Raw genomic sequence first — 15,675 nt, forward strand, 5'->3', positions numbered from 1 at the left:
CATTAATATGAAGACACAAAGAATAGGTATTACATTTTCCTCATTTGATTTATTACATGCTGGGCATATCAAAATGCTTGAAGAAGCAAAAACAGTATGTGATTATCTGATTGTTGGCCTGCAGATTGATCCATCCCACGACAGACCCAATAAGAACAGACCAAGCCAAACAATCGTTGAACGTTATATTCAACTAAAAGCTGTAAATGCTGTAGATGAAATTATTCCTTACTATACAGAAGAAGACTTGCTGGATATCTTAAAATCTTTTGTAATCGATATAAGAATCATTGGCGATGATTATATGGATAGAGATTTTACAGGTAAGCAATACTGTGAAGAAAAAGGAATTGAAATTTTTTATAACAAAAGAGATCACAGGTTTTCCACCAGCGACTTAAGAAAAAGAATCTACGAAGCTGAAAAAGAAAAAGCAGAAAGAATAGAATCAGTAAAATAAAATTAAAGGCGCCGAAATTTAAATTTCGACGCCTTTTGTATTACATTGGACCTTGTTGGTCATCACCTGTTGTATTGGAGTTAATGTCCTTTTTCCTTTTAGGTTGTTCTATTTTCTCACCTTGTTTAAATCTATAGGTTAAAGAGATAGAAAACTGTCTTGGCTGCCATTGCATAAAGCTGCTTCTGGTATAGTCACTACTGTAATTAAATACTTCCATTCCTCTTGTATTAAAGATATCCTGAATATTGAAAGTAATAGTTCCGTCTCCTTTCCATATCGTTTTGGAAGCTCCAAAGTTTAGAGCATACATATCTTTTCTATCTTGGTTCACGGTTTTCTGTCCTCCTCTGTAGAACCCTTGCAATTGTACACTTAACGTTTTATCTAGTCTGAAGGTGGTATTAAGACGTAATCTTGTAGAGAAACCACTTCCTGTAAAGTCTAAAATTCTTGTCTGAGCTAATCCTTCTTTATCTATTGTTGCATAAGAAGTGATTCCCGTTGTTTTGTATCTGAATATATCTGCACTACCCATGATTTTAAACCATACAAAAGGATCATAGGTAAAGTTCAGATCCAAACCAATACGATCGTCATTACCTAGATTTTCCGGTTTGGTATAGAACACTGTCTGTCTTTCATCCGGTCTGTAGACTAGCATTTTCGTGTCTTCTGTGGCATGTCTGTAATACAAAGTAGGGTTCAGGGTAAACTTCTTCTTAGTAAGGTTATAACCTACTTCATAAGAATCTACATAGGATGGATTTAAATCAATATTTCCTGCGAAAATATTCTGGTTATTGACATAATTTGAGAAAGGTACCATAAAGAATGATCTTGGTCTGTCTATTCTGCGGGAATAGTTTACTAAGATCTGGTTGTTTTTAGCAATATCATAACTTAAGAATACACTTGGAAATAAATTATTGTAATTCTTGGTCTTATCAATCGGAGCTGCATTTGGATTTTGGCTGATATAATTGATCTTAACATTAGAGATCTCGTCTCTTAATCCTACCTGATAGGCAAAGCTTCCAATTTTACTTTTAAATTGTAAATAGAACGCATTGAACATTTCCTTATAGTCTGTATTATTATTATAATCTAAAATAAAAGGATTATTAGAAGTACTGCTTACAAAGTTATCGTAGGTGTTGTTATTGATATCTAATCTATAACCAGCTTCAAATTTAGAATTTTCACCTATTGGTAATTCATAATCTGCTTTTCCTATCACGGTTTTACTTACAGAATGTCTTCTGGTAATATCTTGTACAGAAAGAACTTGGTCTACACTTTCTTGGATGTCACCATTATTATTGCTTCTGTTTCTCTGTAAACTTAGAGATACGGATAAGTTCTGACCTTTATCATCAAACTTATGATCCAAACCTACATCTCCCTGAAAAGCAAGGTTATTATAGATACTTTTAGAATCTCTCAAGGTGTAAGGATTCATCAATTTCCAGAGATTTGATGTATCTCCTGTATATTTATAAAAGCTGTCGTAAGTATTTACAAGTTCATTTCCGTCGCCTTCAAAAGTTCTTACCAATCCTGTTAAGTTAATGGATGTTTTTTCAGAAACGTCATATACAAAGCCGGCACTTACATTATAGTTTTTATTATAAGTTTTATTGGTGGAGTTTTGAAGCTGGTGAGCAGGGATTGTAGGAATTTTATCTATTCCTGCCTGGGTAGTAGGAATAGGATCTATTTTAGGGAAAGTAATATTATGGTAAGTCGTTTCAGAATTACTTTTGGTTTTATTTTCTGTATAACCGCCGCCACCGTTTACAAACCAGGTCCAGTTATTTTTTCTCCAGCTTAAATTGGTGTTAAGGGAGGTTCTCGGAAAGTATCCAAGACTTCCGACCACGCTACCATTAAATCCTACTTTTTTGCTCTTTTTAAGAATAATATTTAAAATACCTGAAGTTCCACTTGCTTCAAATTTTGACGAAGGATTAGTAATGACTTCAATTCTCTCGATCTGGTCAGCCGGAATACTCTGCAAAGCATTTGCTCCATCATCAATACCTAATAGGGAAGAAGGTTTACCATTGATTAAGAATTTTACGTTTGAACTTCCCCTCATGGATACGGTTCCGTCTGTATCTACTGTAACGGATGGTACATTGGTTAACACATCCTGAAGACTTCCTCCTTTACTTACGATATCTTGGGATGGATCATAAGTTTTTTTATCCAGTTCTACCTTGTAAGGTTTCGCTGCGGAAGCTGTAATGACAACACCTTGCAGCTCCTGTGTTTTACCATCCAATGTAGTAGTAGCTTCAGGTTCAATAGATAGTGCGCCAATATTTCCGGCTCCGGTAATGTTTTTATTGATGATGCTTTTTTTGTAATCAATTGCCTCTACAGCAATATCATAACTTCCGGGAGTAAGCTGTAATTTATACTGCCCCTTTTCATCTGTCAATACAGCATCGCTTAATGATTTGTTGGCTTTGTTGCTAAAGGTTACAGAGGCATAAGGTACCGGTTGGTTCTTCTTATTGACAATGGTTCCTGAAACGTCTGATTTCTCCTGGGCAAAAGCCATAGCCGCTGCCGAGAGTACTAAAGTAAGTCCTAGTGTTTTTCTGGTGAAAATATTGACAATTTCTGTCTTATTCTTCATAGGTTATTTTTTTGTATAAAATCGTGAAAGGATAACCCTTAATATTTTAAAAATTAATATTCAATTGATTTTCAAACTATTATGATTTAATTGTTGTTTTTAATCTATAAAATTATGGTGTCTGCTAAAAGCTTATTTTATATTTTTTGAATTCAGCCAATCCTGATAAGCTTTTGCATTTACAGCATGTTCTTCTGCACTTGCTGTAAACTTATGATATCCAAATCTTGCAGGATCTGCACACATAAATATATAATTGTTGCTTTCTGCATTTAAAACAGCATCCACTGAATTCTTATCCACTACACAGATTGGCCCCGGAGGAATTCCTGCATTGGCGTAAGTGTTATATGGAGATGGAGTAGACAAATGTTTATATAATACTCTTTTAATTGATTCTTTAAAATTCGTCTGCTTATTGATCGCATAGATTACAGTAGGGTCAGACTGAAGTTTCATCCCTTTTCTGTAACGGTTTAAATATAAACCTGCGATAGTTTTCATCTCGTCTTTCTTTCCTCCCGATTCTTTATATACAATAGATGCAAGAGCGTAGATTTGTTCTCTTGAAAGTCCAGATTGCTGTTCTTTACTTTTTCTTTCACTCGTCCAAAATTCATTGTATTGGTCTTCGAATTTTGAAAAAAACTCTCTTGGGCTTACTGTCCAGAAAAAGTTATAAGTATCAATGAAGAAATATTTCTTTAGATCTTCAACATTTTTATATCCCTTTTCCTGTGCCAGTACATCAAGATCATTAACAAAATGAAGGGAGTCCAGTTCTGTTTTTTTGGTAACCTTACCAATCATTTGGTACATATCTCCAAAATCTCCGATTCTGAATGAATTTGCTGTCTGGTTACCCGCTTTAATCATATTAACAAGGTCTGTATTTCCTTTCCCGCTTTGGATATGGTAACGTCCCGCTTTAAAATTAGCAGGAAGACCTTTATCTTTAGCTACTGTTTCAAAAGATTCACGGTCTTTGATAAATGGAGCGATAGAATCCAGGATTTGATTAAAGTTTGCCTTATGAGGGATCAAAACATAACCGTCCTTTTCTACATTGTTTCCAAAATATTTATTATAAAATCTCAAACCAAAAAATCCTGCCACTACAAAAACGAGCAGAATGATAATGAGAATAGCTTTTTTCATTCCTATATTATTGATTAAAAGTTTTTGATTTTAAAGAAGTTCTACCTTACCTTTAAAAACTTGCTTTGCAGGACCCTCCAGCCATATATTGCGGAAAGAATCACCACTTTTTTCAGCATATACCTTAAGGTTTCCGCCCAACGTTTTAACTTTTACGGAAGTTAGATTATCTTTTTGAAGAAAAGTTAAAGCAGAAGCTGTAACTCCTGTTCCACAACTATAAGTTTCGTCCTCAACGCCTCGTTCATAGGTTCTTACAAAAATTTCATTATCTGAAATTTTTTCTACAAAGTTGACATTGATTCCTTTTTCTTTATAATTTTCTGAATTTCTGATTGCGTATCCCTGAGTATAAACGTCATAATCGGCAATATTTTCTACATATTTTACATAATGAGGAGATCCGGTATTTAGAACAGCATCATTTCCATCATGTGAAATGGTGTCTACATCAATCATTTTTAATTTAATGATCCCGTTATGAATTTCTGCGTCATGTTCACCGTCTATCGCCATGAACTTACACTTGTCTTCAAAAACGTCAAGGAAAAAAGCAAAAGCGACAAGACATCTTCCGCCATTTCCACACATTGTGCTTTCTCCACCATCAGAATTATAGTATACCATTTTAAAATCATAATCAGGATCGTTTTCCAAAAGGATAAGTCCGTCGGCACCTATTCCGAAACGTCTGTCACATAATTTTTCAATAATTTTTTTATCTTTAGGAAACTGAAGATCACGGTTATCTACCATTACAAAGTCATTTCCCGTTCCCTGATATTTATAAAATTCCATATTGTTTTTTGTCTAAATGAAGAAACAAAATTAATATATTTAAAATGAAAAACGAACAGTGTTAACTGTTCGTTTCCTTATTTATAATCGTTATTTATAATTAATCTATCTAAAGCCGCCACTGTTCTGTTGTCTGTTTGAACTAGAGTTTGAATTTGTGTTTTGGCTACTGCTTGAGCTGTTTCTGAAACCTCCACTTGAGGATTCTGATCTTGTGCTGCTTGTGCTTTCTGAATTTCTGAAACCACCCGAATTTGAATTGGAACTTGAACTTCTGTTTTCAAAACCGTTTTGAGTTCTGAATCCACCACTGCTTTGATTATTCTGATTTCCTTGGTTATTTTGATTTCCTTGGTTGTTCTGATAACCACTGCTTGAATTTCTGAATCCGCCACGATATCCATTATTATTATTGGAGTTTCCGTTATTGTATCTTCCGTTATTGGAACCGCTATTACGGAAACCATTATTAGGTCTTTGTGAAGTAACCGTAGTTCTTCTCTCTACATATACTTTTCTTCTGGAGTTATTATAATTGTCATAATAGTAAGGAGCACCATTATCATAGTAGTAATTAATATTGTTTCTATAATAATAGCCGTCATTACCATAATATCCGCCACTACCATAATATCCTGAAGGAGCATAGTAATATCCATTGTTATAATATGGGTCACCGTAGCCATTGCTGCCATACCCATCTGTATATGCCATACAAGATGTTAATGTGCTTATTGCAAAGATACTAACTGCTATTTTTAATAAATTTTTCATAACTTTATTGTACTTTTTTTTCTTTAAAACTTTTTTTCCAACTAAGGTATCCTAAGATAGCCATTATAGTAAATACCAAATATTGAACCGAAGTGATGCCAAGACCCTTAAAAATCATCATAGGCATGCAAATAAAATCTCCGACAATCCAGAAAATCCAGTTCTCAATGCGCTGTTTGGCCATAAACCACATTCCTACTAAAAATATTGAAGTGGTAAAAATATCCAGCCAGTTTGCCCAATCCAGATGGTATAATCCAAGATTGGTTCCTTCCATCGAAAAATGATTATCAATATAAGGTTTATAATAATAAATAAATGTGACAAATCCTAAACTCAAGATAAAAAGGATTGCTGCATAGAGCCACTCTTTTTGGGTTGCCCATGAAACTTCCACATGGATGTGATCTTTTGAATTTTTGGCCCATAATATCCAGCCATAGACGCTCATCACAGTGTAATAAACATTGATAAGGCAGTCACCTAATAACCCGAAGTTAAAAAGAATATATACATAGATCAGGGTTGAAATAATGCCTGTAGGATATACCCATATATTTTTCTTAATTGAAAAATATACGCTCATGGTTCCGAAAATAGCACCGGATGCCTCAAGCATAATCTGTAAAGAATCATAGCTTTCATAGGGCTTTACAAAAAGATCATATAAATTCATGCGATCAAAAATAAACAAAAATATGGACTTTTTAAAATGAATTAAATAATATGTTGCTCAGGTTTTTAAAGACTTTAATGTAAAATAAATGATGAAAGTTTAACGATAAACGTGGGGATTCCTAAATTTTTTATATTTTCGTAAATCCTTAATAAATAAAAAAACATGTCGAAAATTTGGGTTAAAAAACCACTAAGTGCCTATGAGGCAGATATGAAGAAAAGTGAGCTGAAAAAAGTCCTTGGAAAATGGAGTTTAACAGCGATAGGAGTAGGTGCTATCATTGGAGGTGGAATCTTTGTTCTTACGGGAACAGGAGCCTATTATCATGCAGGACCAGCGCTTGCAATCTCCTTTATTATTGCAGGTATTGCCTGTGTTTTTGCAGCATTATGCTATGCGGAGTTCGCCTCCATTATTCCTGTTGAAGGATCTGCTTATGCATATGCGTATGGTACAGTAGGAGAAATTTTTGCATGGGCAATGGGATGGTGTCTCATTCTGGAGTATGCTATGGCCAGTATGGCCGTTTCCGTGAGTTGGTCCGGATATTTTAATAAATTTTTGAAGATATTTAATATTCACTTACCAGCCTATCTTACTTCAGATCCGTCAAGTTATACAGGAGATGGATTTTCCATGAACCTGCCTGCATTTATTCTTGTTCTATTGATTACCGCCTTATTGGTAAAAGGAACTAAAGAAGCTGCAGGAGCTAATAACCTGATTGTTTTGATGAAAACTTCAGCCGTTATTTTTGTAATCATTGCCGGGGTCTATATTATTTTTTCCAATACTGATCTTTACAACGCAGTTGATGGAGTGAAGAATTGGAAACCTTTTATTCCTGATCAGATAAAGCTTAAAAATTCTGAAGGCGATTTAGTTTCCGCCTATGGTATCAAAGGGATTATTTCCGGAGCTGCGGCTATCTTTTTTGCTTATATTGGTTTTGATGCTGTTTCTACTCAGGCTGGAGAAGCGATCAATCCTAAAAAAGATGTACCATTTGCGATTATCGCTTCATTGTTGATTTGTACTGCTTTATATATTTGTGTATCTCTTGTATTGACAGGAATGATGCATTATACAGACTTTAATCCTGAGGGAAAATATCCTGATGCCATTAAAGCTCCTGTAGCGTATGCGTTTGAAATTGCAGGAAAACATTGGGCAAGTAATGTGGTGACCATTGCCGCGACTGTAGGGTTGATTTCTGTAGTAATGGTAATGATGATGGGGCAGTCAAGAATCTTTATCGGAATGGCAAAAGATGGATTAATTCCTAAGTTTTTTGGTGAACTTCATCCAAAAACAAAAACACCTTACAAAGGAATTATTATATTAGGAATTGTAGTGGCTCTTATTGCTGCATTTACACCGATTTCTACATTAGCTGATATGACCAGCTTTGGAACCCTGTTTGCATTTACGCTTGTTTGTGTGGCAGTTTGGGTAATGAGAAAAAAAGAACCGAATTTGATTAGACCTTTTAAAGTACCAGCCTATAAAGTTGTAGTTGCATTGGGAGTGGTGATTAATATCTATTTGATCTTTAACCTAAGTGCTCATGCATTGGAACTTTCTGCAGTATGGTTATTTTTAGGTGGTTTAGTATATTTCCTTTATGGAAAATCTAATAGTAAACTGAACAACCCTGAAAAATATCAGAACGATTAATGATAATATAAACCGCTTCGGCGGTTTTTTTGTTGCAGATAACCCATTATAAAATATATGAAAAAGATTCTTTCCATTGCATTCCTGTCTGTAGGAATGATTGTGTTTTCCCAAAAGGTGGAAAGCGTAAAAACAATTCTTAATGATAAAATAAGCATCCGGGCACTTGAACTGTATGATCATAAAGTCTGGTATAGTGGGAGTGATTCTAAATTCGGGTATGTAGACCTTAAAGATTATACAAAAAAGAAACAGATCAGGCTTTCTGAAAATAAGCTTGAATTCAGAACTCTTGCACAAGATAAAGACTCGATGTATGCTGCGAATATTGGTAGTCCTGCTTATTTTTTTAAGATTGATAAGAAAAGTTTAAGATATAGAATAGTGTTTACTGATGTCAGTAAAGCTGCATTTTATGATGCTCTTCATTTTGTTGATGAAAAACTGGCTTTCGCTTTTAGTGATACTGATGATAATAGATTAAAGCTGACGATGTACAAGAATGACGAATGGAGCTTCTTTGACAACAGTATAAAACTCAGCCAGGGCGAAGCCGCTTTTGCAGCCAGTAATACCAATATTTCTTCTACTGAAAAGTATGTATGGATTGCAACCGGAGGGAAAGCTTCAAGAATTCTGAGGCTGAATCTTAAGGATGAAAAACTGGAAGCATTTACCACACCTTTTATTCAGGGAGAATCATCACAGGGAATGTACTCTATTGATTTTTATGATGATCAATTCGGAATTGCAGTAGGTGGTGACTATACTAAACAGGATGCTAATGTCAACAATATTGCAACCACTAATAATGGTGGAGAAACCTGGCAGATTCAGTCTTCAGGTGAAAATGCAGGATATATGACTTGTGTGAAAATTAAACCCGGTTCAAAAGGGAAAGAGATTATTGCCGTAGGAGATCAGCATGTTAGCTATTCTTCAGATTTTGGAAAGACGTGGAAGAAAATTTCTGATGAAAAAGGGTTATATGTTTGTCAGTGGATTGATGGAAACAGCGTTGTCTTTGCTGGGAAGGATAGAATTGTAGTAATGAAGCTGATATCAGAATCCAGATCAAAAAAATAAATGAAACTGATAGAATTTATCATTATCTCTATAACAGGTTTAAATACTGTATTTAGACTCATTCTAAACTATAACCTAATATAATTCATAGGTTAAAATTCATAACTAATGGTTAATTTTGTAGAATGGAATTTTAATAATGTTAAATTTCCTCACCTTATAAAATTTTATTTTTCAAAATGAACTCTTTAATTGATAAGTATAATATTCCCGGGCCCCGTTACACTTCTTATCCTACCGTTCCTTATTGGGAGGATTCTACATTTTCGCCAGAAGGATGGAAGGAGAGCGTAATCAGGTCATTTCATGAAACGAATGCAGAGGAGGGAATTTCTATTTATATTCATTTGCCTTTCTGCGAGGCGTTGTGTACATTCTGTGCATGTCATAAGCGTATTACCAAACAACATAGTGTTGAAGTTCCTTATCTGGAAAGTGTTTTAAAGGAATGGAAACTTTACCTGGAGCTTTTTAATGAAAAGCCCAAATTAAAAGAATTACACCTTGGTGGTGGTACTCCTACGTTTTTCTCTCCTGAAAATTTAAAAACATTGTTGGAAGGAATCTTTACTACTGTAGAGATTGCAGAACATCCGGAATTTTCATTTGAAGGACACCCGAATAATACCACAAAGGAACACCTTCAGACTTTATATGATCTTGGTTTCAGACGAGTGAGCTTCGGTGTTCAGGATTATGATCCTAAAGTACAGAAAGCGATCAACAGAATTCAGCCTTTTGAAAATGTGAAAAACGTAACGGAATGGGCTAAGGAAATTGGTTACAGAGGAATCAGTCACGATTTGGTATTTGGTCTTCCACATCAAACCTGGGAAGCAATGGAACATACTATTAGAAAAACGATGGAGCTGAAGCCGGATAGACTCGCATTTTACTCTTATGCTCATGTTCCATGGGTAAAAGGAGTAGGGCAGAGAGGTTTTGATGAAAATGATCTTCCAAGTGGAGAAGAGAAACGTCGTTTATATGAAGATGGTAAAAAACTGCTTCAGGATTTAGGATATATTGAAGTAGGAATGGATCACTTCTCTTTAGAGCATGATGATTTGTACCAATCTCTGATCCATAAAAAACTTCACAGAAACTTTATGGGGTATACTTCAAGCAATACCCAATTGATGGTAGGACTTGGAATGTCTGCAATTTCAGATTCCTGGTATGCTTTTGCTCAGAATGTAAAAACAGTGGAAGAATATCAGACTATGGTAGAAGAAGGAACAATTCCTGTAGTGAAAGGACATGTTCTGAATGAAGAAGATTTGATTGTAAGGAGACATATTTTAAATCTGATGTGTCAGCTTGAAACCACTTTTACTATAGATAACTCTTTCCCTGAACTTGATAATGCATTAGATATGCTGAAGGAAATGGAAAATGATGGGTTGGTAGAAATTTCTGGCAAGGAAATTAAAATTACAGAAGCGGGTAGAGCATTCACCCGAAACGTAGCGATGGTTTTCGACCTCAGAATGATGAGAAATAAGCCGGAAACAAGAATTTTCTCAATGACAATATAAAAAACAAAAGCGGTTCAAGATTGAACCGCTTTTGTTTGCTTTAATATTTTTAATTTACTCATTGTAGAAGAGCCAAGCTTGATAGATTTCTTTTAACGCAATGTCTGCAGTTACTTTATATTGTGTATTATTTTCCGTTGCAATGGCACTTCAGTTAGCAAACATCTTGGCTTAGTATTAAGGTTTTGCGAAATGTCTTACAACATTATTATTAAAGATTGCGTTTAAAATAAAAAATAGATATTTGATTTCTTATTGATTGTTTATTTGATTATTAATTTTTGACTATAAGATTTTAAGTTTCCTGTTTTCAGATTGATAAAGTAAACTCCCGGAGGAAAACCTGAAATATCAATGCCTTTCCCGCTCGTGATATGATCTGTTTCCAATAATTTTCTTCCTTCAGCATTGATAAGCTCTAATGTAATTTTTTTATCCCTGATTCCGTCAATAAAGATTTCTTTGGAGGTAGGATTAGGATAAATTTTTATGGCTTGGAAAAGATTATTTTCACGGGTATCTAATGTACCTGAAGTGATTTTGAAAATTTTCCCGGCGGTAACTGCTGCTACAAACAAATCCTTTTGAGAGTTTTGTCCGAAAGAGGAAAAACCGTTTCCGCTGTAGGAAGAGGTCCATGTGATCGAATTATCAGTAGCCAGAATGCCAATCTGGTCGGAACAATAATCTGCAAAGAAATATTTCCCTTGAAGCGAAGGATATTGAGTTCCTCTGTATACATAGCCACCTGTGATGGAACATTTACCTCCGGAATGATCATAAACTGCAATAGGAAAAGTCATTGAAGACTGAGCTGGGCATCCTGCTGTGTTGTAAGCGCTATTTCCTTCATAGCAACGCCATCCATAATTGATTCCGCCTTGTGTAATAGGCATTTTGTTAATCTCCTCAATTGCTCCTTGGCCAACATCGGCGATCATGGCATTTCCAGTGGTAAGATCAAATGAAAATTTCCATGCATTACGAAGTCCATAAGCCCAAATTTCATCTGCACCATCAACACCTGCTCCTGCAAAAGGATTATCCGAAGGAATATTGTATGGATTTGGATCGGTGGCATTCACGTCTATTCTCAACATTTTTCCCAGTAATGAATTTTTATTCTGAGCATTATTGTTGGGATCTCCACCACTTCCTCCATCTCCTGTTACAATCCATAGTTTTCCGTCAGGAGCAAAATGAATACTGCCTCCGTTATGATTGGCAAATGGTTTAGGAATGTTCAAGAGTATTTTTTCAGAATTGGGATCAGCTATATCCGGATTGGTTGAGTTAACGCTGTATCTTGCCAGTACAATATTTCCTGCGGTATTGTTATAATACACAAAAAAATACCCATTGGTTGAGTATTGTGGATGGAAGGCGAGTCCTAAAAGACCTCTTTCTCCTCCATAAACAATTTTTGGAGCAATATCCAGAAAGTTAGTTGCGTTAATAGCTCCATTAGGTTGAACAATCTTTATCATACCGTTCTGCTGAACAACGAACAACCGGCTGTCGTTAGCATTCGTAATTTCGACCGGGCTGGTTAATCCGGTGGCAAATTCTTCTAAATTAATGCTTTGAGCATTAACAATTAAAGAAGAAAAGATACTTAGGGTAAAAAGTAAATTTTTCATAATATTGTGATAATTAGTGTATTGAAGTGTGAATGAAAATTTTATACCAATTAAATTTTGAAAACTTTATTATGATACCCCGAAATAATTGTTAAATCTTAAATAGAAATCAGAATGCTGATATATCTGAAAATAAACCATTTCTGTTGTTAAAAATTCATAAAATACAAGAAAATCATTATATTTGCCGACTTAATTTAACGTAGTTATAACAAAATGCAAGGAAAAGGGCTTATTACAATTGTTGCTATTGTCCTGGGGTTGATTTGCTTAAACGAGCTATTACCAACCTGGTACGCCAGCAAAATTGAATCGCAGATCGAGGCTGCGAAAGGAAACGAGAAAGAGATCAAACGAATCAAAGAAGATACTCTTAATCTTGGGTATACAAAGCTTTATTATTCAAAAGCTAAAGACAAGGAAATGAAGCTTGGTCTTGACTTAAAAGGAGGGATCAACGTTCTATTGGAAATCAACCAAAGAGATTTGGTAAATGATTTAACCAATTATTCTACAAACCCTGTTCTGATTGAGGCTTTAAATAAGACTGATGAAGCTCAGAAAAACTCAACAAAATCTTACATCGACAATTTCTTTGAACAGTTCGATGCGGTGAACAAAGCAAAAGGAACCAACCTAAAGCTTGCTGATCCGGAACTTTTCGGAAACACAAACTTATCTGAAATCAAGTATAATACTACTGATGAGCAGGTAAAAAGTATTGTGAAGAGAAGAATTGATCTTTCTGTAGGAACGGCTTTCGAGGTAATCAGAACGAGAATTGATAAGCTTGGAGCAATCCAGCCAAACGTTCAGAGAGTACCTGGTACAGCTAGAATTTCTGTAGAAATGCCTGGTATGAAGGATATCGATAAGGTAAAGAAAATGCTTCAGACTTCTGCAAAACTTCAGTTCTGGGAAGTACAGCAAGTTCCTGAAGTTGCCCCTTATTTCCAGACATTAACAACTATGGTTGCTGCGAAAGGAGATTCTATGGGAGTTGCAAAGAATGTAAATTTCATGAACCTTTTACAGCTTGACAAATTAAGAAGTAATGGTGTTGCCAACGTAAAATTATCCGATACTGCTGCTGTAAACAAAATCTTAAACAGCAAAGTAGGAATGGCTTTACGTCCTGCCAACATTAAATATACACAATTCATGTGGGGTTACAAGCCTGAGGCTACAAGTACTGATGATTTAGTATTGTATGCAATCAGAAGTAACATCAACCAAAAAGCTCCGGTAGACGGTGCGGTAGAAACTGCAAGCATCAGCTACGATGAACTTGGAAGAGTAGTGGTAGACATGCAGATGGATTCTAAAGGAGCAAAAGAATGGAAGACATTAACGGAGAAAAACGTAGGGAAGCCAGTAGCAGTAACTCTTGATAACAGAGTATATACAGCTCCAAACGTTGTAAATGCTATTCCTAACGGTAGAACTCAAATCTCTGGTAACTTCTCTCAGGAAGAGGCTAAAGAATTGGTGGACGTATTAGGAGCAGGTAAATTGCCTGCAGGTGCTAAAGTAGTTCAGGCTACTCAGGTAGGTCCGTCATTAGGGCAGGAGTCTATCAACGCAGGGATGATTTCATTTGCCATCGCATTCTTAATTATCATTGTTTATATCATATTCTATTATGGTGGTGCAGGGGTATACGCTGTAATTGCAATGGTAATTAACCTTTTCTATATTTTCGGAATTATGGATTCCGGAGACTTCACACTTACGCTTCCTGGTATTGCTGGTATCGTATTGACGATGGCTATGGCAGTAGATACGAACGTAATTATTTATGAAAGAACGAAAGAAGAATTATTTGCTGGTAAGAACATCTTAGAAGCTTATAAAGACGGTTTCAAACACGCATTAAGCGCGATTATTGACGGTCACTCTACTACGTTACTAACTGCAGTTGTATTGTTCTTCTTTGGAACAGGACCTATCAAAGGTTTCGCATTGACATTGATGATCGGTATTATCATGACATTGTTTACTTCTGTATTATTATCAAGAGTAATGATCTTTAGCAGACTGAACAAAGGTAAGCACCTTTCTGTATGGACTCCACCTACGAAGAACCTATTCAGAAATACTTGGATCGATTTTATCGGAAAGAGAAAATATGCTTACATTGTCTCTGCGGTATTAACAGTGATCTGTATTGTTTCTATGGTAACTCACGGATTTAAATATGGTATCGACTTTACAGGAGGTAGAAACTATGTAGTAAGATTTGATAAAGAAGTTAACGCTAATGATGTTGAAGAGAAATTAGTAAAAATATTCAAAACTGAAGATGGTAAAAATTCTTCTGTAGAAGCTAAAACTTTCGGAAACAATAATCAATTAAAAATTTCTACAGATTATCTTATTGAAGATGAATCTTTAAAAGCTGACCAGACGATTGAGCAGAAGTTATTTGAAGGATTAAAAGGAGATCTTCCTGCTAATATCACTTTAAATGATTTCAAATCTGCAGACAAAGATCACGCAGGTATCATTTCATCTGAAAAAGTAGGTCCTACGGTAGCTGATGATATTCAGACTCACGGTATTCTTGCGGTAGTTGCTGCTTTAGGAGGTATTTTCTTATACATCTTATTCAGATTTAGAAAATGGCAGTTCTCTTTAGGTGCGGTTGCAGCATTATTCCACGATGCGGTAATTATTTTAGGAACGTATTCATTACTTCATAAATATATGCCGTTCAACATGGAGATCAACCAGGATTTCATCGCTGCGATCCTTACAGTATTAGGGTATTCAATTAACGATACGGTAATTATCTTCGACAGAATTAGAGAATATCTGAAAGAGAAGAAGTCTTTAACATTAGCTGGATTATTTGATGACTCTATTTCAAGTACATTGGGTAGAACATTCAACACTTCATTCACTACGATTCTTGTGATCCTTGCGATCTTCATTTTTGGTGGTGATAACCTAAGAGGATTCATGTTTGCGATGTTAATTGGTATTGGATTTGGTACTTACTCATCTATCTTTATTGCATCAGCAATCGCTTATGACTTCCTTAAGAAAGGAAAAGAAGATGAAGTACACGGAAAAACTACTTCAGATAAAGAAGTACTTGCTTCAAAATAATACAAACTACAATAAATTAATAAAAGCCTTTCGAAAGAAAGGCTTTTTTGTTTCTAATCTGAATCTTTGTTCTTTCACTAATGGGCAAAAGTTTTCCTATAAGATCA

11 protein-coding genes are annotated in these 15,675 nt (G+C 35.2%); 5 read left to right on the forward strand and 6 right to left on the reverse strand.

Features of this window, described 5'->3' with window-relative positions; genetic code table 11:
• Nucleotides 1-7: 7 nt before the first annotated feature.
• Nucleotides 8-460, forward strand: a complete 453-nt coding sequence (locus EL260_RS10290) for an adenylyltransferase/cytidyltransferase family protein (RefSeq protein WP_123860187.1) — start codon at nucleotides 8-10, stop codon at nucleotides 458-460.
• Nucleotides 461-500: 40 nt separating this feature from the next.
• Here EL260_RS10290 and EL260_RS10295 read toward each other — a convergent pair whose 3' ends face one another.
• The 5 genes from EL260_RS10295 to pnuC all read right to left on the reverse strand — a co-directional run bounded on the left by EL260_RS10295 (nucleotide 501) and on the right by pnuC (nucleotide 6,513).
• Nucleotides 501-3,107, reverse strand: coding sequence for a TonB-dependent receptor domain-containing protein (locus tag EL260_RS10295; RefSeq protein ID WP_123860188.1), 2,607 nt, complete (start codon nucleotides 3,105-3,107; stop codon nucleotides 501-503).
• Between the two features lie 132 nt (nucleotides 3,108-3,239).
• Nucleotides 3,240-4,265 (reverse strand): endolytic transglycosylase MltG, encoded by a 1,026-nt coding sequence (gene mltG / locus EL260_RS10300; RefSeq protein WP_123860189.1) that lies wholly within the window; start codon nucleotides 4,263-4,265, stop codon nucleotides 3,240-3,242.
• 30 nt (nucleotides 4,266-4,295) lie between these two features.
• On the reverse strand, nucleotides 4,296-5,063 hold the full coding sequence (gene dapF / locus EL260_RS10305; protein ID WP_123860190.1) for a diaminopimelate epimerase: 768 nt from the start codon (nucleotides 5,061-5,063) through the stop codon (nucleotides 4,296-4,298).
• 105 nt (nucleotides 5,064-5,168) lie between these two features.
• Nucleotides 5,169-5,837: a hypothetical protein gene (locus EL260_RS10310; protein WP_123860191.1), complete on the reverse strand. Its 669-nt coding sequence runs from the start codon at nucleotides 5,835-5,837 to the stop codon at nucleotides 5,169-5,171.
• Nucleotides 5,838-5,841: 4 nt separating this feature from the next.
• On the reverse strand, nucleotides 5,842-6,513 hold the full coding sequence (gene pnuC, locus EL260_RS10315; RefSeq protein WP_123860192.1) for a nicotinamide riboside transporter PnuC: 672 nt from the start codon (nucleotides 6,511-6,513) through the stop codon (nucleotides 5,842-5,844).
• A gap of 165 nt (nucleotides 6,514-6,678) precedes the next feature.
• Here pnuC and EL260_RS10320 point away from each other — a divergent pair, with 165 nt between their 5' ends.
• From EL260_RS10320 to hemN, 3 genes are all read left to right on the forward strand, one after another.
• Entirely contained in the window at nucleotides 6,679-8,193 is a 1,515-nt protein-coding gene (locus EL260_RS10320; protein ID WP_123860193.1) for an amino acid permease, read from the forward strand.
• Nucleotides 8,194-8,250: 57 nt separating this feature from the next.
• Nucleotides 8,251-9,279, forward strand: a complete 1,029-nt coding sequence (locus tag EL260_RS10325; protein WP_123860194.1) for a WD40/YVTN/BNR-like repeat-containing protein — start codon at nucleotides 8,251-8,253, stop codon at nucleotides 9,277-9,279.
• Nucleotides 9,280-9,458: 179 nt separating this feature from the next.
• Nucleotides 9,459-10,817: an oxygen-independent coproporphyrinogen III oxidase gene (gene hemN, locus EL260_RS10330; protein WP_123860195.1), complete on the forward strand. Its 1,359-nt coding sequence runs from the start codon at nucleotides 9,459-9,461 to the stop codon at nucleotides 10,815-10,817.
• Between the two features lie 263 nt (nucleotides 10,818-11,080).
• Here the strand turns inward: hemN and EL260_RS10335 are convergent, their stop codons facing one another.
• Entirely contained in the window at nucleotides 11,081-12,457 is a 1,377-nt protein-coding gene (locus EL260_RS10335) for a PQQ-dependent sugar dehydrogenase (protein ID WP_123860196.1), read from the reverse strand.
• Between the two features lie 216 nt (nucleotides 12,458-12,673).
• Here EL260_RS10335 and secD point away from each other — a divergent pair, with 216 nt between their 5' ends.
• Nucleotides 12,674-15,568: a protein translocase subunit SecD gene (gene secD / locus EL260_RS10340; RefSeq protein WP_123860197.1), complete on the forward strand. Its 2,895-nt coding sequence runs from the start codon at nucleotides 12,674-12,676 to the stop codon at nucleotides 15,566-15,568.
• The last annotated feature ends 107 nt before the right edge of the window (nucleotides 15,569-15,675 follow it).

This window comes from Chryseobacterium nakagawai (genome assembly GCF_900637665.1).
Lineage (GTDB): Bacteria > Bacteroidota > Bacteroidia > Flavobacteriales > Weeksellaceae > Chryseobacterium > Chryseobacterium nakagawai.